General features: G+C 62.9%; 25 protein-coding genes. 16 read left to right on the top strand and 9 right to left on the bottom strand.

The window, feature by feature from the left end; translation table 11 throughout:
* The first annotated feature begins 81 nt into the window (after positions 1-81).
* Positions 82-501: a hypothetical protein gene (locus ABEA07_RS08810; protein WP_345537249.1), complete on the top strand. Its 420-nt coding sequence runs from the start codon at positions 82-84 to the stop codon at positions 499-501.
* A gap of 601 nt (positions 502-1,102) precedes the next feature.
* Positions 1,103-1,723, top strand: a complete 621-nt coding sequence (locus ABEA07_RS08805; RefSeq protein ID WP_345537247.1) for a DJ-1/PfpI family protein — start codon at positions 1,103-1,105, stop codon at positions 1,721-1,723.
* Between the two features lie 212 nt (positions 1,724-1,935).
* On the opposite strand, the gene ABEA07_RS08800 is transcribed toward ABEA07_RS08805, so the two are convergent.
* The 4 genes from ABEA07_RS08800 to ABEA07_RS08785 form a co-directional block, all read right to left on the bottom strand.
* Entirely contained in the window at positions 1,936-2,244 is a 309-nt protein-coding gene (locus tag ABEA07_RS08800; RefSeq protein WP_345537246.1) for a type II toxin-antitoxin system RelE/ParE family toxin, read from the bottom strand.
* A complete protein-coding gene (locus ABEA07_RS08795; protein ID WP_345537245.1) occupies positions 2,241-2,471 on the bottom strand; it encodes an addiction module protein in 231 nt (76 codons plus the stop codon). Before ABEA07_RS08795 ends, ABEA07_RS08800 begins: the two co-directional genes overlap by 4 nt.
* A 205-nt stretch (positions 2,472-2,676) precedes the next feature.
* A complete protein-coding gene (locus tag ABEA07_RS08790) occupies positions 2,677-2,889 on the bottom strand; it encodes a hypothetical protein (RefSeq protein WP_345537244.1) in 213 nt (70 codons plus the stop codon).
* A 371-nt stretch (positions 2,890-3,260) separates the two neighbouring features.
* Positions 3,261-4,157 carry a LysR family transcriptional regulator gene (locus tag ABEA07_RS08785; protein WP_345537242.1) on the bottom strand — a complete coding sequence of 299 codons (897 nt, stop codon included), beginning with the start codon at positions 4,155-4,157 and terminating at the stop codon, positions 3,261-3,263.
* Positions 4,158-4,264: 107 nt separating this feature from the next.
* Here ABEA07_RS08785 and ABEA07_RS08780 point away from each other — a divergent pair, with 107 nt between their 5' ends.
* Positions 4,265-5,689, top strand: a complete 1,425-nt coding sequence (locus ABEA07_RS08780) for an aldehyde dehydrogenase family protein (protein WP_345537241.1) — start codon at positions 4,265-4,267, stop codon at positions 5,687-5,689.
* 116 nt (positions 5,690-5,805) lie between these two features.
* Here the strand turns inward: ABEA07_RS08780 and ABEA07_RS08775 are convergent, their stop codons facing one another.
* Positions 5,806-6,702: an NAD(P)/FAD-dependent oxidoreductase gene (locus ABEA07_RS08775; protein WP_345537239.1), complete on the bottom strand. Its 897-nt coding sequence runs from the start codon at positions 6,700-6,702 to the stop codon at positions 5,806-5,808.
* A complete protein-coding gene (locus tag ABEA07_RS08770) occupies positions 6,689-7,171 on the bottom strand; it encodes an Rrf2 family transcriptional regulator (RefSeq protein ID WP_345537238.1) in 483 nt (160 codons plus the stop codon). The genes ABEA07_RS08775 and ABEA07_RS08770 overlap by 14 nt, the downstream gene beginning before the upstream one ends.
* A 272-nt stretch (positions 7,172-7,443) precedes the next feature.
* On the opposite strand from ABEA07_RS08770, the gene ABEA07_RS08765 reads away from it, so the two are divergent.
* The gene (locus tag ABEA07_RS08765) at positions 7,444-7,689 is read left to right on the top strand and encodes an AbrB/MazE/SpoVT family DNA-binding domain-containing protein (protein ID WP_425584095.1); all 246 of its coding nucleotides are present in this window, start codon (positions 7,444-7,446) and stop codon (positions 7,687-7,689) included.
* A 1-nt stretch (position 7,690) separates the two neighbouring features.
* Positions 7,691-8,125, top strand: a complete 435-nt coding sequence (locus ABEA07_RS08760) for a type II toxin-antitoxin system VapC family toxin (RefSeq protein ID WP_345537237.1) — start codon at positions 7,691-7,693, stop codon at positions 8,123-8,125.
* 334 nt (positions 8,126-8,459) lie between these two features.
* Here ABEA07_RS08760 and ABEA07_RS08755 read toward each other — a convergent pair whose 3' ends face one another.
* Positions 8,460-9,359, bottom strand: a complete 900-nt coding sequence (locus tag ABEA07_RS08755; RefSeq protein ID WP_345537235.1) for a LysR substrate-binding domain-containing protein — start codon at positions 9,357-9,359, stop codon at positions 8,460-8,462.
* 188 nt (positions 9,360-9,547) lie between these two features.
* Here ABEA07_RS08755 and ABEA07_RS08750 point away from each other — a divergent pair, with 188 nt between their 5' ends.
* Genes ABEA07_RS08750 through ABEA07_RS08725 form a run of 6 tightly spaced genes read left to right on the top strand, consistent with a single transcriptional unit; the run spans position 9,548 to position 15,054 of the window.
* The gene (locus ABEA07_RS08750) at positions 9,548-10,297 is read left to right on the top strand and encodes an SDR family NAD(P)-dependent oxidoreductase (RefSeq protein ID WP_345537274.1); all 750 of its coding nucleotides are present in this window, start codon (positions 9,548-9,550) and stop codon (positions 10,295-10,297) included.
* Between the two features lie 27 nt (positions 10,298-10,324).
* Positions 10,325-11,314 carry a TRAP transporter substrate-binding protein gene (locus ABEA07_RS08745; protein WP_345537234.1) on the top strand — a complete coding sequence of 330 codons (990 nt, stop codon included), beginning with the start codon at positions 10,325-10,327 and terminating at the stop codon, positions 11,312-11,314.
* Between the two features lie 48 nt (positions 11,315-11,362).
* Positions 11,363-11,872: a TRAP transporter small permease gene (locus ABEA07_RS08740; protein WP_345537232.1), complete on the top strand. Its 510-nt coding sequence runs from the start codon at positions 11,363-11,365 to the stop codon at positions 11,870-11,872.
* Between the two features lie 16 nt (positions 11,873-11,888).
* Complete coding sequence (locus tag ABEA07_RS08735; protein ID WP_345537231.1) at positions 11,889-13,148, top strand: TRAP transporter large permease; 1,260 nt, start codon at positions 11,889-11,891, stop codon at positions 13,146-13,148.
* Positions 13,149-13,180: 32 nt separating this feature from the next.
* The gene (locus ABEA07_RS08730) at positions 13,181-14,047 is read left to right on the top strand and encodes a transketolase (RefSeq protein ID WP_345537230.1); all 867 of its coding nucleotides are present in this window, start codon (positions 13,181-13,183) and stop codon (positions 14,045-14,047) included.
* Positions 14,044-15,054, top strand: a complete 1,011-nt coding sequence (locus ABEA07_RS08725; RefSeq protein ID WP_345537229.1) for a transketolase family protein — start codon at positions 14,044-14,046, stop codon at positions 15,052-15,054. The genes ABEA07_RS08730 and ABEA07_RS08725 overlap by 4 nt, the downstream gene beginning before the upstream one ends.
* Before the next feature lie 407 nt (positions 15,055-15,461).
* Here ABEA07_RS08725 and ABEA07_RS08720 read toward each other — a convergent pair whose 3' ends face one another.
* Positions 15,462-15,974: a MarR family winged helix-turn-helix transcriptional regulator gene (locus ABEA07_RS08720; protein ID WP_345537228.1), complete on the bottom strand. Its 513-nt coding sequence runs from the start codon at positions 15,972-15,974 to the stop codon at positions 15,462-15,464.
* Positions 15,975-16,095: 121 nt separating this feature from the next.
* On the opposite strand from ABEA07_RS08720, the gene ABEA07_RS08715 reads away from it, so the two are divergent.
* The 5 genes from ABEA07_RS08715 (at position 16,096) to ABEA07_RS08695 (ending at position 20,469) form a co-directional block, all read left to right on the top strand.
* Positions 16,096-17,640, top strand: a complete 1,545-nt coding sequence (locus tag ABEA07_RS08715) for a sulfatase family protein (protein WP_345537227.1) — start codon at positions 16,096-16,098, stop codon at positions 17,638-17,640.
* Positions 17,641-17,655: 15 nt separating this feature from the next.
* Entirely contained in the window at positions 17,656-18,813 is a 1,158-nt protein-coding gene (locus ABEA07_RS08710) for an alpha-hydroxy acid oxidase (protein ID WP_345537226.1), read from the top strand.
* A gap of 78 nt (positions 18,814-18,891) precedes the next feature.
* Positions 18,892-19,866, top strand: coding sequence for a tripartite tricarboxylate transporter substrate-binding protein (locus tag ABEA07_RS08705; RefSeq protein ID WP_345537224.1), 975 nt, complete (start codon positions 18,892-18,894; stop codon positions 19,864-19,866).
* A 76-nt stretch (positions 19,867-19,942) separates the two neighbouring features.
* The gene (locus ABEA07_RS08700; RefSeq protein WP_345537223.1) at positions 19,943-20,185 is read left to right on the top strand and encodes a type II toxin-antitoxin system Phd/YefM family antitoxin; all 243 of its coding nucleotides are present in this window, start codon (positions 19,943-19,945) and stop codon (positions 20,183-20,185) included.
* Positions 20,186-20,205: 20 nt separating this feature from the next.
* Positions 20,206-20,469: a Txe/YoeB family addiction module toxin gene (locus tag ABEA07_RS08695; protein WP_345537222.1), complete on the top strand. Its 264-nt coding sequence runs from the start codon at positions 20,206-20,208 to the stop codon at positions 20,467-20,469.
* Between the two features lie 99 nt (positions 20,470-20,568).
* Here ABEA07_RS08695 and ABEA07_RS08690 read toward each other — a convergent pair whose 3' ends face one another.
* Complete coding sequence (locus ABEA07_RS08690; RefSeq protein WP_345537221.1) at positions 20,569-21,462, bottom strand: LysR family transcriptional regulator; 894 nt, start codon at positions 21,460-21,462, stop codon at positions 20,569-20,571.
* Between the last annotated feature and the right edge of the window lie 86 nt (positions 21,463-21,548).

Here is a 21,548-nt window from a genome sequence, read left to right as displayed (position 1 = left end):
TCGACTCTCCTCAAGAACAGGGATTTGCCAAGAAACCCGCGGTCAAATCTCACGAGTTACCGGGGGAGCGAAGGTCGAAACATGCAATCCTTTGGCCGCCGCCCGCTCAACAGCCTGCCGAAGCAGTCGTGCAGATCGACCGCTTCGACCGGCCACAACCAGTCTCGCAACGGCCAGTCCACCCGCCGCATCGAGAGCGTTCCATCAGGCCGGGTAGCAGCAACTGCTTACCTATGGCATCTCCTCGAAAACCTTCACGAAATAGCGCAGGGCAGCCGGACCAGCGGCCTTCAACCAAGACAAGAATTGCCGATTGCTCACGTGGCGCAACCATTCAAGAAAGGCTTCGTCAACACCGGCCCGCACAATCCACTGGATGAATTCGCCAGCCTCATTGTTCCAATGATGAACTTCGAGCCGAACGCCTTGCAGCCGCTTGAACTCGTCGTGCTGCCCGACCTTTCCTCCATCGTCGACGCGCCGACGGTCCCTCATGGTTGACCAAGCGAACAACCGTCCCGGTCCATGACCGGGCCTCCGACACTAGGAGCGGGCTCCTGGCGCCATCTTGGCGGCCTGCTCTTTCCCCGATCGCCGCACCCGCTCTAACGGGAGAGGGATTGATCGTGGAAGCGGAAGCCTAGAAAGTGGCGAGATCCCAGGGAGACCATCACTACAACCTCTTCGTACTTCCGCAACCAATCTGAGGCAGCCTCAGCAGAACTTCGTCGGCAGTAGAGTGGGAAGCAGTCCTAGGTTCCGGAGAGGCCAAATGGCCGCAACCAGTCTAAAGGGGTCATACGCACGTATACGCGGATCTCTCTGGCCATATCTGGGCCACGTGCCTCCGACGCCGCGTTCACACTATCCGTGCAAAGCTCGAAAGGAATCGCACAGCGAGTCCGAGTCCAATTGCCTCGGCGAATGCGGTCCCCACGACATCTTGCAAAACTAGCTTGCCCATTTTCCTTGACGCCCAGGCGATATCCCTGCCTTGCAGCGGGTACCGCGCTCTGCATCGTCGGAACCACCCGCTCCGCTCGGCCACTAGCCGAAGTGCCACTTGACCTACCATGCGCAAACAACTCATCGCCAACGCCCCATGCACATCGCCATCCTGACCTTCGAAGGCTACAACGAGCTCGACTCTTTCGTAGCCCTCGGCATCCTGAATCGCATCAAGAAGCCTGGCTGGCATGTTTCCATCGCCAGCCCTTCTGCCAAGGTGCGCTCCATGAACGGTGTCGTCGTGGAAGCTCAAGCCACGCTGCACGACGCGGTCACCGCGGATGCCGTGCTCGTTGGAAGCGGCCTCCTCACGCGAGATGTCGTTGCCGACCCATCGCTGATGTCGCAACTGAAGCTGGACCCGTCGCGGCAGTTGCTTGCCGCCCAGTGCTCTGGCACCCTGGTCCTTGCCAAACTCGGCTTGCTTCATGGCGTTCCCGCCTGCACGGACCTCACCACCAAGCCCTGGGTGCAGGAGGCCGGTGTGGATGTGCTCAATCAGCCATTCTTCGCACGCGACAACGTCGCCACGGCGGGCGGTTGCCTGGCATCGCCCTACCTGGCCGCGTGGATCATCGCGCGGCTCGAAGGTGTCGAGGCCGCAGAGAGCGCACTCCACTACGTCGCGCCTGTGGGCGAAAAGGAGCAGTTCGTTTCGCGGGCGATGAGCAACATCCTCCCGTACCTGCCCGCCACAGTACTCCAAGCTGCTTGAGGCGCGCTGGGCCTTGAGGATCGCAGAGCGCCCTGCTGCCGGAGATGTTGTGCCCGAATCCGGTGGCATACGTAGGCTGCGCACCTAAGCAGACGCTCAGCGTTGAGCCAAGCCCTGCCGCCGCCGGCAAGACGCTTGAGCCGCGCGCCGCGATAGACCGCATGCTGCGCGGCCTACCTGCCTCGCCAGTGGCGCTCAGCTCGCGCGCGAGGTCAGCCGCCACTCTCTGGGATGCGACTGACCCAGTATTCCGGAAACTGATGGTCTCCGGCCACCGCGTGGATGAGTACGCCGTCGTCCGTCTCGGTGTAGAAGACCTTGAACGGGAAATCCGCAACCAGTCGGCGCCGTGCTCCAGCGGGCCCGGCTTTTCCATGAAGGGGAAAGGTTGCGGCCAGCTTCGCGGCGATCTCCACCTCTGCGCGGAAGCGGGCGCCAAGGCCTTTACGGATCGTTTCGTAGTATGCGGTTTGGGCGAGCAGCTCGGAACGAGCCTCTCTTGTAAAACGCGCACGCCTCACGGTGCAATGCGGCGTGCTTCGGCGAAGACGTCTTCGGCAGCGAAGGTTTCAACTTCGCCGCGCTGGTGAGCCGCTACACGGCGCTCGACCTCCTTCGCCCACGCGGCTTCCACCTCTGCAAGAGGAGACTCGTGGAGCGATTCGAGAAGCAGTTCGACGAGGCGCGAGCGCTCGTCGGCGGGCAACGTACGAGCTTGTTCGGCGAGTTCGGCAACGATATCCGGCATGAGGCACCTCCAAACGACAAACGGATGATAAGCGCCGAGTCGAAGAGGCGCTTCCAGTGCCGGCTGAGCACCCGCTTGGCGTCAGCCAGCGGGTCCAGGCTTTTTGCCGCGTCCCCCTGAAGACCCCGCCGTCGAAGGTCTCCTTGGGGAGCGCTTCCAGTCGGTCCAGCAGGTTGGGGTCGTGAATCATCCCTCTGGCCGCGCCTCACAGATGCACGCCATCGAGCAACTGGTTCACCGAAGCCAGTACTTCGTCGACGCGGCCCTGCTGAATCAACTCGGCCGGCACCTGGTCGTCCAAGAGACGTCGGCGGGAAAAGAGCCACAGCCGCGCGTCGCGCGGCTCGTAGATGTCGGCGAGCTTGTCGATGACGAACTCCAGTTCGAGGCCCTTGTTCTGTCTGACCGCACGGATCATTGCGCGGCTTGAAGGTGTCGAGGCCGCCGAGCGCGCACACCACTACGTTGCAACCTGTGGGGAGAAGGAGCGGTTCGTTTCGCGATCCGAGTTCGACCCGCTCCGACTTCGGCGGGCCCAACCCGGTTCGCGATAGGCCATCGGCTCGATCCGCAGCAACCTCCCAGACCACAGTCCGCGTTTCCATCCGCTGCTGAAGTCATGCGGCGCGGTCTTACATGGCGATACACCAAGGCTTTCCCCCCCACGCCTGTGAGCTACCACCTGAGGGAGGTCTGCGCGCCGGGGAGCGGAGCCCGGAGGGAACTCCCCGAAAACCCCGGAGAGCTCGGCTCAGACGCAGCGACCTGAGCTCGGACTGACGAGCACTGCTATCGAGAACCGATCTCCCGAATGAGATCGATGAACGCACGCAAACCGGCCGGTACGTGACGGCCCGCGGAATAGTAGAGAGCCAAGCCCGGATAGGGCGGGGTCCAGTCATCCAGCACGCGAACGAGTCGGCGCGCTTTCAGGTCGTCCAGGACGTACCACTCGGCGATTTGAGCGAGACCGAGTCCTGAGCGAACTGCGTCCAGCATGAGCGCTGGTGCGTCGAGCACGAGGCGCCCTGGCACCTCGACGTTCAGCGTCTCGCCGCGCTTCGCGAATTCCCATCGGGAAGGCGCACCATTCGGCAGACGCGCTCGGATGCAATCGTGCGCAGCCAGGTCAGCCGGGGATTTCGGCTTCGGATGCTGCTTGAAATACCTTGGCGAGCCCACCACGGCCATGCGCATGTCGCTGCCAATGGGCACCCTCACCATGTCGCGTGGCACCAGATCGCTCGGACGCAGGCCCGCGTCGAAGCCCTCGGCCACGATGTCGATGAGGCGATCCTCGGTCACGATGTCTACCGTCATGTCCGGGTAGCGCTTCAGAAATTCGGGTACCAGCGGTGCGAATACCATTCGTGCCGCGCCGAGTGCTGCATTGATGCGCAGCACTCCGCCGGGCTTGGCACGACGCTCCGTGGCGATCTCCATGGCGCCGCGGATTTCGGACATGGCGGGCTGGATGCGCGCCGTGAACTGCTCGCCCGCTTCCGTGAGCGAGACGCTGCGGGTCGTTCGATGGAAGAGACGCACACCCAGTCGCCGTTCCAGACCTGCCACGGCATTGCTCAAGGCCGTGGCGGACATGCCCAGCTCGAGGGCGGCGGGCCGGAACGCGTGATGCCTGGCGACGGCCAGGACTGCCTCCAGCTCGACCAAACCTGACTTGTGCATTGTCCTGATTCTATGGATGTTCCATCCTCTTTCATCCCTCTTATCAAATCAATGGCCGGCTCCTAGATTCTTCGTGTGCCCTTCGTCAACCCCATCCAGGAGCTGCCATGCGAACCATTGACCACATCTACATTGAAGGCGCTTTCGTCGAGCCACACGGCAACGAGCGCCTCGAGCTCTTCAACCCAAGCACTGAGAAGACGATCGGCTATGTTGTGCTGGCCGACGAGGAGGACGCCCTGCGTGCGGTAGCGGCCGCGAAGAAGGCCCTGCCGGCCTTCTCGCAGACGACCAAGGCCGAGCGCATTGCGATGCTCAAGCGACTGCATGCGGCCGTCCTGGCGAAAAAGGATGCGTTGCGCGACGCGACCATCGAGGAGTATGGCGGCCCCGTGTCGCGATCGACCTGGGTCTCGCAGTTCGCGGCTCAGACCTTCCTTGATGCCGCCACGGTGCTCGAAGGCTATGAGTTCGAGCGGACTGTGGGTACCTCGACAGTCGTGATGGAACCGGTCGGCGTTTCGCTGTTGATCACGCCGTGGAACAGCAACGCCGGATCAATCTGCAGCAAGCTCGCAATGGCGATCGCCGCGGGGTGCACCACCGTGATCAAGCCCAGCGAACTGAGCGCCATCCAGACGCAGATCGTGACCGAAGCGCTGCACGAGGCCGGGCTGCCTCCTGGCGTGATCAACGTTCTCAGCGGACGCGGCGAGGTCGTCGGGGCCGCGCTCAGTTCGCATCCGGACGTCAGCCGAATATCCTTCACCGGCTCCGGTAACACCGGCAAGCTTATCGCGCGTGCGGCTCTGGAAACGATGAAGCGCCTCACGCTGGGGCTGGGCGGCAAGTCGCCCAGCCTCATTCTGGACGATGCGGATTTTGCAGTTGCCGTTCCGGCGGCGATCGCCGCGGCATTCCAGAACAGCGGCCAGGCTTGCATCGCGGGGTCGCGGCTGCTCGTTCCGCAGGCACGCCTTGCGGAGATCAGCTTGCAGGTCAAGACGATCGCGGAGAAATTGAAAGTCGGCGACCCGGCAGACCCTGCCACGGTCATCGGCCCCATGGCCAATCGCGCCCACTTCGATCGTGTGCAGAGCTACATCCATCGGGGCATGGAGGAGGGCGCGACGGTGGTCGCCGGCGGACTTGGACGCCCCGAGGGCTTGGAGCAAGGCTTCTTTGTCCGTCCGACCGTGTTTACCGGGGTCAGCAACACCATGGCGATCGCGCAGGAAGAGATCTTCGGCCCCGTTCTGAGCATCATCGGTTACGAGAGCGAAGACGATGCGATCGCTATCGCGAACGACTCGGTATTCGGACTCCACGCGTACGTGTTCTCTTCCAACCCCACGCGAGCACAAGCCGTGGCGCGTCGGCTCCAGGCAGGACGCGTGGCCATCAACGGGATGCAGCACGATCCGCTTGCGCCGTTCGGCGGCTACAAGCAGTCGGGTACCGGTCGAGAGTTCGGCCCGCTGGGATTGGAGTCGTTCCTGGAAGCCAAGGCCATCATGACGTCGAACACCTGATCAGTGCGGCGGCGGGGCGCGATCAGCCAGACCTGAACGGCCGCGCACCTGTTGGGCTGGCTGGGTGTCGCGTGATCGCCTTACCGGCCGCTTTGGCAGCCTAGGACGGTGGGTCGCTAGAACATCGTCGACCGATGCGCGGAAAACCCGGCCATGGCCCCATCCGCGACCGCCAGGGCCACATTGCCGGACGCCCGCGCGGCATCGCCGCAGGCAAAGACACTCGGCACGGACGTCTGCTGCACGGCATCCACTTGGATGAATGCCCCCGCAGGGCCCTGCGCCAGCGCACAACCCAGTTGAGCGGCGATGGGACTGGCGATATGAGAGCGCGGCTGCGTGAACAGGCCGTTCATGCGCAAGGTCCGTCCATCGGCCAGCACCACATCGGCTACATCTTCGATTCGCAGGATGGGAGTCGCCTCCACCTTCGTGCCACGACGTGCAAACGCGGCCAAGTCATCGCCGGAGGGACGATAGGCCTCGTTGAGAAACAGGGTGGGCATTCCCCAGTCGGGCAACATGATGGCGTGGTGTTGCGCGACTTCGGCAGCCGCGATGATGCCGATGGGACCGCCAGCCAGCTCGTAGCCATGGCAATAGGGGCAATGGAACACGCTGCGACCCCAGCGCTCGGCGAGGCCCTCGACGGCCGGCAACTCGTCACGCACGCCGGTGGCGAGCACCAGCTTGGCTGCATGCACCGAGTGCTCACCGACGCGAAAGGCGAAGCGTCCGTCATCGGCTTGCCGGGCGTCCTCCGCCACGCCATCCAGCCATCTCACCGTGGGATAGCGCAGCAGCTGCTGCCGGGCTTCGGCCGCGATGACGCCAGGTGCAATGCCGTCGCGGGACAGAAATCCGTGCGAGGTGCCACCGGCCTGGTCGACGAATCGGTTGCGGCGCAAGCCGGCATCCACCACGAGAACGTCCCGTCGAGCCCTGGCCAGTTGCAGGCCGGCAGACAGGCCTGCATAGCTGCCGCCAATGATCGCGAATTCAGCTTTGACCATGGTGGTCCTCCAGGCGATGGGCAGATGCTGCCCCAGCGCGTCTGTGCGCGCGCAGGCGATGGTTGAAGCCTTGCGATAGCTCGGACAGCGTGATGGCTTCCAGGCGCCCCAGCAAGGAGGCTTCGGCCTCCTGCACGGCGGACTGCAGGGACTCGTTCACCACCTGCGCGACCAAGCATTCCGGCCGGTCTTCCCGGAACCCTAGGGTCACCAACGGGGGAGCGCCTAGCGCCACATGCACATCGCGGAGCGTGACGCTTTCCAGCGGTGCGGCCATCACCCAGCCACCGCCGTGACCCTTCTCGGAAACGACGAAGCCCGCTTCGCGCAGGCCGACCATGAGCCGGCGGAGCACCACGGGGTTGGTGCTCATCGCCGAGGCGAGTGCTTCGGAGGTGAGGGGAGCATCGGCCTCTGCCAGGTGCAGGAGGACGTGCAACACGTCGGAAAGTTGGCTGCTCTGCTTCATGCAACAAGTGTAGTTGCATGAAATAACCCTGCGCAGAAGGGAGCCATGGGCGGAATCACCGCGCTTTAGGGTCGCTGCCGCCTGAGCTGGAGCTTAGGTACATGTGGCAGGATGCGGCCAACAGCCGACATTGAAAACCAACCTCCCGTTGCCATTCTTCGAAGCCAAAAAAATGACACCTGACGGCGAGAACATTTCGGACGGTCGGGCCCACCGCGCTTGACAACGTGCGGTCAGCACGTAACATGTATATCCATGAAAGGATATACATCATGGACCTGCAAGTGGCAAAGTGGGGCAACAGCCTGGCTCTTCGGATTCCGTCGGACGTCGTACGCCGGCTCGGCCTGCACGAAGGCGCAACCGTCGACGCGCAGATCACCGTGGATGGCACCCTGTCGATCCGACCGGCGCAGTGGGATCGCAAGGCGTTCGCTCTCGAGTTGACCGAGGCGCGCCAAGCCATGCCGATGAGCGCACCCGTGATGGAAGAAGTACGCCGCGATGCCAGGTACTGACATGGTTTACGTCGACACCAGCGTGCTCGTGCCTCTGTTTTTGAATGAGGCCCACAGCGCGGCGGCCGCCGCTTGGTACTCGGGCGAGAAGGCGGAGCTCGTCGCCGCGGCCTGGTGCGTTCCGGAGTTCGCCAGCGCGCTTGGCATCAAGCAGCGCACCGGCGCGATCGACGCGCAACACGCTCAAGGCGCCTGGTCGCGCTTCGAACGAATGGTGGCTGCAGACCTGCGGCTGTTGCCGGTCGAACCGGCGCACTTTCATCGAGCGGCCGAGCTGGTACTGGATGCCGCGAGTGCGCTGCGTGCCGGCGACGCGCTCCACCTGGCGTGTGCCGAAGCTGCAGGTGCGAAGCGCATGGCCACGCTCGACGACGTCCTTGGCCGCAACGCCCAACGGCTGAAGATCAAGCCAGTCGCGCTGCGCAGTGTGACCTGACGGATGTCGGCGCTTCAGCGTGCAGCGAAGTCCTCCGCCGCGGCCCTGCGATCGGGGTGCGCCAGTGGCAAGCGTTTGCGGCCGCCCTCGGCCACAAGCGGCCGCTCGCATGAATGACTCCAATGTCCGGTGACTGCCACACAGCGGCCATCGGAAGAGGGAATCCCCTCCGCCGGTACGTGCCCGTTGCAGTCTTAGCGAGGTGCGATCCGAAGTGACAGGGTTTCCGCAAAAATCCGCTAGTCACGCTACTCCGCTGTTGCTGGCCATCGCGCACGTAGCCATGACGCGCCTCGCCGTCTCTGGCCGCTAGTGATGCCGTCAAGGGGCTGGCTCAGCGCTCCACCGTTTCGGTCCGCGCAGCTTCGCCATGCACCCAAGAAAGAAAGGCCTCGACCGCCGGTCGCTTCGCGTGTTTGGCTGGATAGACCACGAAGTGGGCTTTGACCCGGACTGCCTTGTCCAGCCCGAAGACCGGCTTTAGCTTTCCGGCCGAGAGATGCGGGCCGGCGTTCACGACACTTTCGAGGGCGACTCCTAGCCCTTGCGTCGCAGCATCCAGCGACATCTGCGCGCGGTCAAACCGCAGAGCGAATTGTTCTGGTGAACGCCTGTCGGAATACTCCCTTAGCCAGTCCGACCACTGCACCACGCTGACATTGCTCTGAATGAGCGGTACATCGAACAGTTGCTCGATCCGCTTGAGTCGGTATTCACGAATAAAGGCTGGACTGGCCAAGGGCACGATGCGTTCAACGAACAAGGGCTCGACGACGAGATCGCCCCAGGGAGGCACGCCGTAGCGAATGTCCAGGTCGGCCTGACCGAGCGCGAAATCGCTGGGCGTATGGGCAGCCGACAGATTGAGGGCGATCTCAGGGTGAGCTTGAGCGAAGCCGCGCAGTCGAGGCATCAGCCACAGACTCGCGATGCTGGGCGCCGAGTGCACGTACAGGCTATTGCCGACCCCTTTGCGCAAGTCTTCCGTCGCCGTCGAGATGGCGGACAGGGCGCCTGCGACGCGTTCCAGGTAGCGGTCACCCGCACTGCTTAGTCGAACGCCATGCGCGCTGCGCTCGAAGAGCCGAACCCCCAGGTCGGATTCCAGTCGTGCTACCTGATGGCTGACCGCCGAGGCGGTCAGGTGAAGTTCAGTGGCGGCCAGTGCAAAACTGCGCCGCCGCGCGACCGCTTCGAATGCAAGGAGATTGGCAACGGGCGGCAAGGAAGCCATAGGGTTCTCCCGGTCGTAGCATGACGGGGCGTCATCTTAGCCTGATGAATGATCGCTTGTCGTCAAGTCTCTGGCCGCCGAACATTGCGCCCATCAACGGAGACGAAGGCTTACCAAGGCCTGATCGACATTCAAGTTTGTCGACTCCTCCCGCGAAGACTTCTCAATTCTTTATGGAGATCGACGAAATGCTGCTCAAGGACAAGGTTGCTGTAGTCACCGGCGGGGCCGGGCTCAACGGACTCGGCTATGCGACGGCACGCCAGATGGCGGCTCACGGCGCCAAGGTGGCGATCCTCGACCTGGCTCGTGCTGAGCCGGTCGCTGCCGCAGCACGGCTGGGGGACAGGCACCTTGGCCTGGTGGCCGACGTGACGGACAAGGCTGCCTGCGAGGCCGCTGCGGCTGAAGTGCTGAAGGCACTTGGCCGGATCGATATCCTGGTCAACAACGCCGGCATCACCCAGCCGGTCAAGACACTGGAGATCACGGGCGCCGACTACGACCGGATCCTCGACGTGAACCTGCGCGGCACGCTCTATATGTCGCAGGCCGTGTTGCCCGCAATGCGTCAGCAGCAGTCGGGGTCGATTGTTTGCATCTCGTCGGTCTCGGCTCAGCGAGGTGGCGGCATCTTCGGCGGCCCCCACTACTCAGCCGCCAAGGCTGGAGTGCTCGGCTTGGCGCGTGCCATGGCACGCGAATTTGGTATCGAAGGCGTCCGCGTCAACTGCATCACCCCCGGGCTGATCGAGACCGACATCACCCAGGGAAAGCTTACCCCGGACCGCAAGAAAGAGATTGCCGAATCGATCCCGCTCGCCCGCCTGGGCGCTGCCGCCGACGTCGCTGGTGCCTGCGTGTTCCTGGCCAGCGACCTGTCCGCCTACTGCACCGGCATCACGCTCGACGTGAACGGCGGCATGTTGATCCACTAAACCCACCCCGCAGAAGGAGACAAGACTATGCAACGCAAGACCTTCATTCGTACATTGGCGACTATGGCCGCTGCGGCGGCGCTACCTCTCGCAGCTCAGGCGCAAACCGTCAAGCTGACCCTCGGCCACGGCGCCGCGCCGGGCAATCCGCGTCACGAAGCGTCCGTCAGGTTCGCCGAGGTACTAAAGGCCAAGACCAACGGACGCTTCGAGGTGCAGGTGGCACCGTCGGCACAGCTTGGCGACGACGCGGCGATGGTGACGGCGCTGCGCACGGGCGCGCTGGACATGAGCGCCAACTCGCAAGGCGCAGTGGCCAACGCGGTGCCCGAATACGCCGCTTTCGGCATGCCATTCCTCTTCTCAAATGCCGCAGCCGCCTTCAAGCTGCTTGACGGACCGCTCGGCAAGGAACTGGCCGACAAGTCCGCCGAGAAGGGACTGATCGCACTCGGCTTCTGGGACAACGGCATCCGTCAGATGACCAACAGCAAGCGCCCGATCACCAAGGTCGAAGACCTGAAAGGGCTGAAGATGCGCACGCCGCCCGACACCGTGCTGGTGGAGATCATGCAGGCGCTGGGTGCCGAGGCGCAGCAGATCAAGTTTGCGGAGCTGTACGTCGCGTTGCAGCAAGGCGTGGTCGATGGCCAGGAGAACCCGGTGGTGAACTTCTACGCCAGCAAGCTGTACGAGGTGCAGAAGAATCTGGCGTTGACGAATCACCAATTCCAGATGACGCCCTTCCTGATGAGCAAGCGCTCGTGGGACAAGCTCTCCGACGCCGACAAGAAGGCGGTGCAGGAAGCCGCTGCCGAGGCCACCGCGCTGCAGCGCAAGCTGTCGCAGGAGGCGGACGACAAGCTGCTTGCCGACCTTAAGGCCAAAGGTGTGCAGGTGACCACCGTGGACAAGGCGGCCTTTGCGAAGGCAACCGCACCGGTCACCGCCAAGTGGGTGGGTGGCCCGATCGGTCCCTACGTGAAGAAGGTCGTCGGCGCCTCCCAAGCCCAGTAAGGGCGTCATCCCGGGCGCAATCAACGCGCCCTCCTCTGGAGACAAATCATGAATGCGATTGAACGCGCCGTCGGCGGCGTATGCCGCGCGGTGCTGTGGGTGAGCACGTCGGTGATCTTCGTGATTCTTTGCGCGAACACCGTTCTGAGATATGCCACCGGATCGAGTCTGCAATGGGGCAACGAAGTCCCGGAGCTGCTGTTCCCCTGGCTCGTGATGGCAGGCGTGGTGCTGGCCGCACAGCATGGGGCGCACATCACAACGACCTTCCTGATGGAGAAGCTTCCGTTTGCGATGAGACGCACGCTGTCCACCATTGCCTGGCTCGGCGTTGTCGCGCTCTATGCGGTGCTGACCGTCGCGACGTTCCGCATGCTCGAGATCGTGCACGACGAGAAGTCGCCGATCCTGCAGGTTCCGGGATCGGTCACCTACGGATGCGTCATGGGGGGAATGGCGATGCTCGCGCTGCTGGCCCTGTTCTCGGCCTGGAGGGCCTGGAACACGACCGAGCAACCTGCACCCATCGGCGACAACGTGCCGCAGGCCCATTGGTGAGTCCAAGGAGAACGTCATGACCCTATTGATCCTCTTCGTCTTCCTTGGCGCGGCAGTGGTCGCGATACCGATCGCGCATGCGCTTCTTGTCGCTGCATTAGCCGCGGCGGCCAGCTCCGACAAGGTGCCGCTCGACCTTCTCGTCCAGCAGATGGTCGCGCAGGTCCAGAGCTTCCCGTTGATCGCGATTCCCTTCTTCATGCTCACTGGCACGCTGATGATGGGCGGCAAGCTCGGCGAGGCGCTGATTGGCGTGCTGTCAACCCTGATCGGCCGCTTCCACGGCGGTCCCGGCCAAGTCGGTGTCCTGTCGTCGACGATCTTCGGGGGAGTGTCGGGCTCCGCCGTGGCAGACGCCTCGGCGATCGGCTCTCTGCTGATTCCGTGGCAGAAGCGTCTCGGCTACCCGCCGGCGTTCTCTGCCGCCACGCTCGCCGCCGCAGCGACCATTGACATCCTGATCCCGCCGTCCATCCCGATGATTCTCTTCGCGCTGGTCAGCAACACGTCGATCGCGTCGCTGTTCGTCGCCGGCATTCTGCCCGGTCTGGCGATGTGCGTCGGCTTCATGGTGGTGTGCTGGTGGGTTGGCAGGAGGCGCAATTTCCCGCGTGAGACGCGTCCGCTGGACTGGGCCGCGTTTCGCAAGCAGCTCGTCTATGCCGCTCCCGCGCTGGTGCTGCCGGTGTTGATCGTGGTGATGCTGCGCTTCGGGATCGCGACGCCGACAGAGGTCGCGGTGCTCTCCACGCTGTTCGCCGGACTCGTCTCGGCGCTCGTCTACCGCGACCTCGGCATTAAGAGGCTGCACGACGCCATCGTTCACGCGGGACTGGCCACCGGCGTGGTACTGCTCGTCATCATGGCATCTGCGGCAATCGGATGGCTGCTGACCTTCGACCGTATGCCCGACGGCATTGTCGCCTGGGCGCAGACGCATCTGTCGAGAGGTTGGAGCGTGATCCTGCTGATGAATCTGCTGATGCTTGTCTGCGGCATGTTTATCGACCTGCCCGCTGCAGTCCTGCTGCTGACCCCGGTGTTCGTGCCGCTCGCCAACTCGATCGGCATGGACCTGACGCAACTCGGGATCATGATGACCGTCAACCTGGCAATCGGCCTTTACACCCCGCCAGTGGGCACGACGCTGTTCATTACTAGCGCCCTGGCCAAGGTCAAGGTCGGCCAGACGGTGCGCGAGCTGGGCCCGTTCTATTTCGTTGCATTCCTCATCCTCGCCCTCGTCTCGTACGTGCCGGCCGTCATCTTCAAGTAAGTCCCTTCATCTGACCATTCCAGGAGTAGCTCGTGACCACCACAAACAACCAAATAGCCAAGCTGGCGCAGCGCGCGTACCGCATCCGACGCTTCGCCTTGCGCATGGGTGAAGTTCAGGGCCAGGGCTACATAGGCCAGGCGCTCGGCTGGGCTGACGTGCTTGCAGCGGCCTACTGTCATGCGATGAACCTTCGGCCACAGGAGCCAGAGTGGGAGGGGCGCGACCGCTTCCTTCTCTCCCATGGTCACTACGCAATCGCGCACTACGCGGCGCTCATCGAGGCCGGGATCATCCAGGAGAGTGAACTCGATTCCTACGGGAGCGACGACAGCCGCCTGCCGATGTCGGGCATGGCCACCTACACCCCTGGGATGGAGATCTCGGGGGGATCGCTCGGCCAAGGTCTAGTCATCGGTGTTGGCATGGCCCTAGGGCTGAAGCAGAAGAAGAACCCGGCCGTTGTCTACAACTCCATGTCTGACGGCGAACTCGACGAGGGTTCGACCTGGGAAGCGGCAATGTCCGCCGCCCACCACAAGCTGGACAACCTGATCTGCTTGGTTGACGTGAACAACCAACAGGCCGACGGGCCCTCGGGCAAAGTGTTGGGGTTCGAGCCCTTGGCCGACAAGTGGACTGCCTTCGGCTGGCATGTCCAGCGCGTCAACGGCAACGATCTTGGGGCTGTGGTGGAGGCGTTCGACGCCGCCCGAGCGCTCAAGGAAGCCAAGCCGCGCGTCATCGTCTTCGACACGTTGATGGGCAAGGGCGTGCCCTTCCTCGAGCAACGCGAGAAGAACCACTTTATCCGCGTCGATACGCCAGAGTGGCAGAAGGCGCTCGAGATCCTTGATCAATCCCAACCTTACGTCCAGCCCGAAGGAGCCCCGGCATGACCACCTCAGTCGCAGAAAAGAAGCCCCGCCTGACCACCTCGGCGATGATCGCCTCGATCGCTTCGGAGGGGCAGAGGGTCAAGGCCGCTCCGTTCGGCAAGGCGCTCGTCGAATACGCCGCCACCCGCCCCGAAATCGTGGGCCTGACCGCGGACCTCGCCAAGTACACGGACCTGCATCTGTTCGCCCAGGCATATCCGGAACGCTTTTTCCAGATGGGGATGGCCGAACAGTTGCTCATGGGCGCTGCTGGCGGGATGGCGAAAGAGGGCCTCGTGCCATTCGCCACGACCTACGCCGCGTTCGGCACACGTCGCGCATTCGACTTCATACACCAGGTCATCGCCGAGGAGGATCTGAACGTCAAGATTTGCTGCGCGCTTCCGGGGCTGACCACGGGGTATGGCCCCAGCCATGCGGCGATCGAAGACATCGCGATGATGCGCGGAGTTCCAGGCTTGACCATCGTTGATCCATGCGACGCGCTCGACATCGAGCAGGCGGTGCCGCAGATCGCTGAACACAAGGGGCCGGTCTACATGCGGCTGCTCCGCGGCCAGGTGCCACTGGTCCTCGACGAAATCGAGGGCTATCGCTTTGAGCTGGGAAAGGCCAAGATGTTGCGCGAGGGTGCCGACGTGCTGGTGATCTCCAGCGGCCTTCTGACGATGCGGGCACTCGAGGCGGCGCATGACCTGGCCAAGGACAACGTTGGCGTTGCCGTGTTGCACTGCCCGACCATCAAGCCGCTGGACGAAGCGGCCATCGTCGAGGCCGTGCGCTACAAGCACCGGATGGTGGTTGTCGCCGAAAACCACTCCGTTGTCGGTGGTCTAGGGGAGGCGGTAGCCAGCACGCTGCTGCGACACAAGGTGCAACCCGCGGGCTTCCAACTTGCAGGTTTGCCGGACGCATTCCTCGACGCCGGCGCACTGCCTACGCTGCATGATCGCTATGGCATCAGCAGCGAGGCGCTGGGCTCTCGCATCAAGGCCTGGCTCGGCTGAGCGAAGCTGCGGCGACGCACCGGCCACGCCTGATTGCGTCGGGGCAGCTGCTTTCTCGGCGTGGGCTATTGTCCGCTGGTAGGTCGCCATCGTCGACGTCGCCCGTCAGCCCTTGCATGGCTCTAAGCTGTGGCGCGCGGCGGGCCGGCGCCTCGAACTACCGATCTCCGGGAGGGTCCTAAGTCCGCATGCTGCACCTATCGGCCCCTCTCCGGTAGAACTGTTGAAGACTGTAGAGCAGCGAGGCATCACAAGCCGAACGACCGCTTGTCTCTGAAGCGGTCATAGGCTTCGCGCAGCCCAACGACCGTAACGGGCCCATTGCTGTCCTCCGGATTGCTTAAATGCGCGCATCCACGGGCGACGCCTGGATGTGCTGGCTGCGTGCTCCGTGCACCAATCCCTGTCTAACCTTCAGGATCGGCCTCCCATTCGTGCGCAGCCGCACGTAGCTTCTGCAATGATCCGTAGAACATCTTGCGCTCCTGCGCGGTCAAAGCGCTGAGGAAGAACCGCTGGCGAGCGAGCGCCATGGGTCGAATCTTGCCGAACAGTCTTTGGCCTTTGCCTGTCAGGCCGAGCGTTGTGCTGCGCGCATCTCCAGGGGTGTCGGTGATCTCGATCAACTGAAGTTCCGCCAGCGCCTTAGCGGAACGATGCACGAGCGCCTTGTTCACCTCGGTCAGCTCGACCAGACGCGCGAAAGTCTGCGGCCCCGCATGGAGGATGGCCATGATGCGCCACTCGCTAAGGCTTACGCCGGCCTTGTCTCTCATCGAACGAGACCACTGCCGCTCGAAAGCGCTGGAGAGCTGGTTGACCTGAAACGTCAGAAACATCTCGACAGGAAGCGAGCCCGCTTCTTCAAGCAGTTCCAGCGGATCTCTCCAGGGGCGGGCTTCACTGAGGGCAGAACGCATCAGCCATTATTTCTCACCCGCGCACCAGGCAGCGCAGAAATATGTTTGTTGACTAGTAAACGACCATCGCCCATACTTCGGCTCAGAGAAAACGTACTCGGAACCACCAGAGACACTTCGAATGGCTGAAGCAAAGAAGCGACCGAACATATTGCTCATCACGAGCGACCAGCATCGCGGTGATGCATACGGATTCGAGGGAACCGGGGTTCATACGCCTCACCTCGACCTGATGGCGAAGCAAGGCACGCGCTTCTCGGCATGCATCACGCCGAACGTGGTTTGCCAGCCTTCACGCGCGTCGATGCTCACCGGCCTGTTGCCGCTGACCCACGGTGTGCATGACAACGGCATCGAACTCGATGAAAGCGTCGCGGACACAGGCTTTGCCGGCTCACTTGGTCGCGCCGGCTATGCGACGACCTTCATCGGTAAGGCCCACTTCTCCACGTACCACACCCACCGCCCGACCCAGCGCCCGGAGAATGTCGCCGGCTCGGCCCTCTACGGCGAGGATTGGAACGGCCCGTACATGGGGTTCGAGAAGACCGAGATGATGCTCATCGGTCACAACTATTGGCTGCCGGACCGCGCCCCCCGTGGCCGGCAGTATGAGCAGTGGTACCGCAATGACGGCCTGGCCGATCTGAAAGACGAACTCTACAAGCGACGCGCGGGGGACGACGGTGGCGCTGCGCAGACGCATCACTCCGCACTGCCTCCCGTCTGGCACAACTCGACCTGGGTGGGGGACCGCACCGTCGAATTGCTGCGCGATCACAAGCGCAACGGCGACAAGCCATTCTGCGCGTGGGTGTCATTTCCTGATCCACATCATCCGTTCGACGCCCCGTTGCCTTGGAGTCTCCTGCATGCGCCGGAAAGCGTGCGTCTGCCCGAACACCGCACCCGCGATTTCGATCGGCGTCCATGGTGGCACCGCGCGGCCACAGAGACCGCTCCCGGACAAACGGGGGAGATGGGGCGTGTGAGGCGAGAGTATTCACGCATCGAGCCCCAGACGGACAGCCAGCTGCGCCACATGATCTCGAACTACTACGGGATGATCTCGCTCATCGACCACAACGTGGGTCGCATCATGACGACGCTCGACGAGCTCGAATTAAGTGAAGACACCATCGTGGTTTTCACCTCCGACCACGGCGAATGGCTTGGCGACCACGGTCTCATCCTCAAAGGCCCCATGTTCTACGAAGGGCTGCTTCGCATCGGGATGATCGTGAAGGGTCCCGGTGTGCCGGCGGGTAAGGTCGTTGCAGCGCCGGTGTCGACGGTCGATCTCGCCGCGACCTTTGCCGACTACGCAGGCTCACCTAACGGATTTGCCTGTCACAGCACGACGCTGCGGCCATTGATCGAAGGTGAGGGGGATCGCGATTTCGCGTACAGCGAGTGGAAGCTCGGGCCTGCCCGCTGCGGCGTTGCCCTCGACCTGCGCGCGGCGCGGACGCGAAGCGCAAAGCTCACGCTCGAGTTGGAAACCGGAGACGGGGAGCTTTACCTTCTGGACGAAGATCCCAAGGAGATGACAAACCGCTTTGCTGATCCGAGCTGCAGGGGAATCCGAGAGGAGCTGACGGACATGATCCACTCGCGGCCTCAGGACATACGGAATCCTTTGCCGCAACCGATTGGTGCCGCCTGACGCGCTGGTACCGGTATGAATCTCAAACAAGCCGCCAGCATCGGCGACCTGCGCGAGCTTGCGCGTCGCAGGCTTCCAAGAATGGTGTTCGACTACATCGATGGCGCTGCCGGCGAAGAGATCACCAGCAAGCGGAACCGAGTCGCGCTCGATGAGGTATGTCTTATACCCGGTGCGCTTGTAGATGTTTCTTCGCGCCACCATGCAACGAAGCTTTTTGGTCGCGAGGTTTCGTTTCCTGCAATCGTTGGCCCGACGGGATTGAATGGTGCGTTCTGGCCCGAGGGAGACGTGGCTCTTGCGAGAGGAGCCGCGCGAGCCGGCATTCCCTTCGTCCTGAGCACGGCCGCAACCGTCCGTTTGAACCCGTTCCTCAAGGTCGCAGGTCCTCTACGCTGGTTCCAGCTCTACATGATGAAGGACCGTGGGCTTGTAGAAGCGTTTCTTCAACGAATCTTTCAAAGTGGGTTCAACGTCCTGCAGTTGACTGTCGATACCAGCGTCTCCGGTCGCCGCAACAGGGACATTCGCAACGCCTTCACACTCCCCTTTCGTTGGACGGCGCGAAACTTCATAGACAGTGCTCTGCATCCGAGATGGTCAACTTCGATGCTTCGGTCAGGTCCGCCAATGCTGCGCCTGTTCGAGGAGATCGCTGGTGCGCCACCCCGCGGCGCGACGATCAGTGACGTCATGCAGCAGCAACTGAGCAGCTCCTTCACCTGGAAGGACCTCGAATGGTTGCGCGCACGCTGGCGAGGCTACTTGGTCCTCAAGGGCATCAGCACGGAGGAGCAGTCGCGCAGGTCGATGGATGCGGGTTCGGACGGCATCGTCGTTTCGAATCACGGTGGTCGACAGCTCGACGGCACGCGGTCGAGCGTCGAATGGCTGCCGCGCATCGTCGATGCGGTCGCTGGTCGAATGACGGTGCTCGTCGACAGCGGATTTCGCAGCGGCAATGACATCGGAAAGGCCATCGCGCTCGGCGCCGACGGCGTCAAGCTCGGCAGGGCCGCGTTGTACGGGCTCGCAGCCGGAGGCGAGGAAGGCGTCGTTCATGCGCTTGCCATCATCAAGGCCGAACTGGATCGAACGATGGCGCTCTGCGGCGCAAGCTCGATCGGACAGTTGCGCGGTCGAGTTGACGGCGTTGGCGCCGCATCGCTTTGAGTTCGGCGCCCTCGAACAGAAGTCCTTGCCCTCACCATCTTGCCACGTTCGAAGTGGCTAACTTTGACGGAGACATCTTTGAAACATGCACATTTCATCCGCGCGGCAGCGCTGACCACCTTGGCGGGGTTGGCTTCGGCCTTTGCCATTGCGCAAGGGACTCAACCCGTCAGGTTGATCGTCGGCTTTCCCGCTGGGGGATCGGTCGACACGATCGCACGCGCCTTTGCTGAACAAGCGCGTGTGCAACTCGGCACAACGATGGTTGTGGAAAACCGCGCCGGTGCCAGCGGCAAGATTGCCATCGACGCGATGATGAGCGCGCCCGCTGACGCTGCGACCGTGCTGATCGCCCCCGCAAGCGTCATCGAACTCGGCCCGATGGTGTTGAATACGATGAAGTTCGACGCGATCAAGGATTTTGCCCCGATCGGTCGCCTTGCGGAGTATGGGTTCGGGGTCGCTGCCGGTGCTGCCTCCGGAGCCAAAGACATTGACGCATACAAGGCATGGGCCAGAGCCAACCCATCCCTGAGCAGCTTTGCAACGCCGGGTTTGGGCACACCTCAGCAGTTTCTCGGCGTCCAGCTCCAAAAGACGTTGGGAGTAGAGCTGGTCCACGTTCCCTACAAAGGGGGTGCGAATTCAGTGACGGATGTGATGGGAGGCCAAGTTCCGCTGCTCGTGACTACCGAGCAGGTGCTTGTGCCCTATCACGGTCAAGGCAAGCTGAACACTCTCTTCATTACTTCCAAAAGGCGCAACGCTTTGATGCCTGACGTTCCGACCGCCAAGGAAATTGGCATGCCTCAACTTGAATCAGTGGATTGGTTCGGCGCGTTCGTGAAGGCAGGAACGCCGGCCGACAAGCTCAGCACATGGCGCGCCAACGTGCAAAGGGTCGTCGCCTCGCAAGGCTACAAGGATGAGATGAAGAAGCTTGGCTACGACGTACCCAACGGGCAACCCGCCGACTTGGCAGCACTCATGACAGCCGAACGAAATGCCTGGGCAGAGCGCGTCAAACTGTCCGGATTCAAGCCGACGGAGTGACCTTTCCGACGCGATCTGAATCGGATTGACCTGGCGTGCGCAAAAGCGTACGCTTGCCCGCTTGTCTGGATTTCACATGACTGTCCTTACCGCATCCGCAGCGCGCGCCAACCTCTATCGCCTGATTGACCAGACAGCGCAGTCCCATCAACCCATCGTCATCGTCGGCAAGAATGCGTCGGCCGTGCTGGTGTCCGCAGAGGACTGGGCGGCGATTCAGGAAACGATGCACCTTCTTTCCGTGCCCGGTATGGGCGATTCGATTCGCAAGGCCATGGCAGAACCCCTGGCCAAGAGCACCCGCAAGCTGAAGTGGTGAAGTGGTGAAGTGGTGAAGTCGTGAAGTGGGAACTGGCCTACTCGAAGCAGGCAGTCAAGGATGCGAAGAAGGTCAAAGCGGCAGGGTTGAAAGCCAAGGTTGAAGATCTGCTGGCCATTCTCGAGAAGGCTCCATTTCAGAACCCTCCCTCCTTTGAAAAGCTCGTGGGCGATCTGGCGGGGGCTTATTCCCGACGAATCAGCATCCACAATCGGCTGGTCTACGAAGTCTTCAGCAAGGAGCGAGTCGTTCGCATTCTTCGCATGTGGACGCGCTACGAGTGATGAGCGCCGTGGATTGCCGCCCGGAACTAGCGACCCGCCCCCGAGCTTTCCTTGCGTCAAACCGAAGCTCGGCTTCGACACGATCCGCAGACGCGAGGATCAGCGCCTCTCAAGCAGAACCTGCAACTCGCGCTTCACAAGCTCGAGAAAGGTCTGCCCCAGCTGTGACAGCGGCCGATTGACATTGGTGACGCTGTAGATCGCGAACTTCGGCGCGTTCGGGATCTTCAGGAGCTCCAGGTCTTCGGCGCGATGGGCACGGGCCGACAGCTCGTCGACGAAGGCCAGGCCCGCGCCCGCGGCGGCCATGGCACACGCCGCATAGCCCGAGCGCACCTCGACCGCGACTTGCCGCGCGATGCCAAGCTCATTCAACCAGCGGTCGATCACCGGGCTTTGCGGCGCCTCCGGGCTGTAGGTGATCAGGCGTTGCCCGAGCGCCGTGCGCAGATCGAATTTCTTGCCGACCAGCTCATGGCCCTTGGGCACCGCACACAGCAGGGTCCAGCGGCCGATCTCGCGCACATCCAGCACCGGATGGTCCAGCGGCGCGCTGGAGACGGCGACATCGGCCTCTTCGGCGACCAGCGCCTGCACGATCTCGCGCGTGGGCAGCGCTTCGAAGAACACCTTCGAATGCTGGAAGCGCCTGAGCAGGTTCGCCGTGGCCCGTGGCACCAGCTGCAGGGCCGTGTTCGCGCTCGACAGCACCCGCAGCGTCCCGTGGTCGCCGAAGCGCAGGTGGGTCGCGACATTCCTGACGTGGACCACGCCACGGTAGACCTTGTCCACCTCTGCCTGCAGCGTGTGCGCCTCCGGCGTGGCGACCAGCCTGCCGTTGCGCCGCTCGAACAGGGGGACGCCCAGCTGGATCTCCAGGTGCCGGATCAGGCGACTCACGCCCGGCTGCGAGACATGGAGCAGCCGTGCGGCATGGGTGGTGGACCCCGTCGTCATGACGGCGCGAAACACCTCGATCTGACGCAGATTCATCCCAAGAGCCCCAGAACAACGGATGCCCGGGCAAACCCCAGGCGAGAACCCGATGTTATGGGTAGCCGCCACCTTGGTATTGGACC

It is taken from the genome of Variovorax defluvii (assembly GCF_039541515.1).
Lineage (GTDB): Bacteria > Pseudomonadota > Gammaproteobacteria > Burkholderiales > Burkholderiaceae_C > Variovorax > Variovorax defluvii.
This window is presented reverse-complemented; position numbering and strand designations above follow the sequence as displayed.

What these genes read in the sequence shown, in the direction of transcription:
- ABEA07_RS08810 (WP_345537249.1), top strand. Translation starts at nt 82, where the DNA reads ATGCAATCCTTTGGCCGCCGCCCGCTCAACAGCCTGCCGAAGCAGTCG.
- ABEA07_RS08740 (WP_345537232.1), top strand. Translation starts at nt 11,363, where the DNA reads ATGAATGCGATTGAACGCGCCGTCGGCGGCGTATGCCGCGCGGTGCTG.
- ABEA07_RS08770 (WP_345537238.1), bottom strand. Translation starts at nt 7,171, where the DNA reads ATGAAGCAGAGCAGCCAACTTTCCGACGTGTTGCACGTCCTCCTGCAC.
- ABEA07_RS08760 (WP_345537237.1), top strand. Translation starts at nt 7,691, where the DNA reads ATGGTTTACGTCGACACCAGCGTGCTCGTGCCTCTGTTTTTGAATGAG.
- ABEA07_RS08735 (WP_345537231.1), top strand. Translation starts at nt 11,889, where the DNA reads ATGACCCTATTGATCCTCTTCGTCTTCCTTGGCGCGGCAGTGGTCGCG.
- ABEA07_RS08755 (WP_345537235.1), bottom strand. Translation starts at nt 9,359, where the DNA reads ATGGCTTCCTTGCCGCCCGTTGCCAATCTCCTTGCATTCGAAGCGGTC.
- ABEA07_RS08725 (WP_345537229.1), top strand. Translation starts at nt 14,044, where the DNA reads ATGACCACCTCAGTCGCAGAAAAGAAGCCCCGCCTGACCACCTCGGCG.
- ABEA07_RS08765 (WP_425584095.1), top strand. Translation starts at nt 7,444, where the DNA reads ATGGACCTGCAAGTGGCAAAGTGGGGCAACAGCCTGGCTCTTCGGATT.
- ABEA07_RS08690 (WP_345537221.1), bottom strand. Translation starts at nt 21,462, where the DNA reads ATGAATCTGCGTCAGATCGAGGTGTTTCGCGCCGTCATGACGACGGGG.
- ABEA07_RS08780 (WP_345537241.1), top strand. Translation starts at nt 4,265, where the DNA reads ATGCGAACCATTGACCACATCTACATTGAAGGCGCTTTCGTCGAGCCA.
- ABEA07_RS08710 (WP_345537226.1), top strand. Translation starts at nt 17,656, where the DNA reads ATGAATCTCAAACAAGCCGCCAGCATCGGCGACCTGCGCGAGCTTGCG.
- ABEA07_RS08775 (WP_345537239.1), bottom strand. Translation starts at nt 6,702, where the DNA reads ATGGTCAAAGCTGAATTCGCGATCATTGGCGGCAGCTATGCAGGCCTG.
- ABEA07_RS08795 (WP_345537245.1), bottom strand. Translation starts at nt 2,471, where the DNA reads ATGCCGGATATCGTTGCCGAACTCGCCGAACAAGCTCGTACGTTGCCC.
- ABEA07_RS08805 (WP_345537247.1), top strand. Translation starts at nt 1,103, where the DNA reads ATGCACATCGCCATCCTGACCTTCGAAGGCTACAACGAGCTCGACTCT.
- ABEA07_RS08745 (WP_345537234.1), top strand. Translation starts at nt 10,325, where the DNA reads ATGCAACGCAAGACCTTCATTCGTACATTGGCGACTATGGCCGCTGCG.
- ABEA07_RS08750 (WP_345537274.1), top strand. Translation starts at nt 9,548, where the DNA reads ATGCTGCTCAAGGACAAGGTTGCTGTAGTCACCGGCGGGGCCGGGCTC.
- ABEA07_RS08715 (WP_345537227.1), top strand. Translation starts at nt 16,096, where the DNA reads ATGGCTGAAGCAAAGAAGCGACCGAACATATTGCTCATCACGAGCGAC.
- ABEA07_RS08700 (WP_345537223.1), top strand. Translation starts at nt 19,943, where the DNA reads ATGACTGTCCTTACCGCATCCGCAGCGCGCGCCAACCTCTATCGCCTG.
- ABEA07_RS08785 (WP_345537242.1), bottom strand. Translation starts at nt 4,157, where the DNA reads ATGCACAAGTCAGGTTTGGTCGAGCTGGAGGCAGTCCTGGCCGTCGCC.
- ABEA07_RS08790 (WP_345537244.1), bottom strand. Translation starts at nt 2,889, where the DNA reads ATGATCCGTGCGGTCAGACAGAACAAGGGCCTCGAACTGGAGTTCGTC.
- ABEA07_RS08720 (WP_345537228.1), bottom strand. Translation starts at nt 15,974, where the DNA reads ATGCGTTCTGCCCTCAGTGAAGCCCGCCCCTGGAGAGATCCGCTGGAA.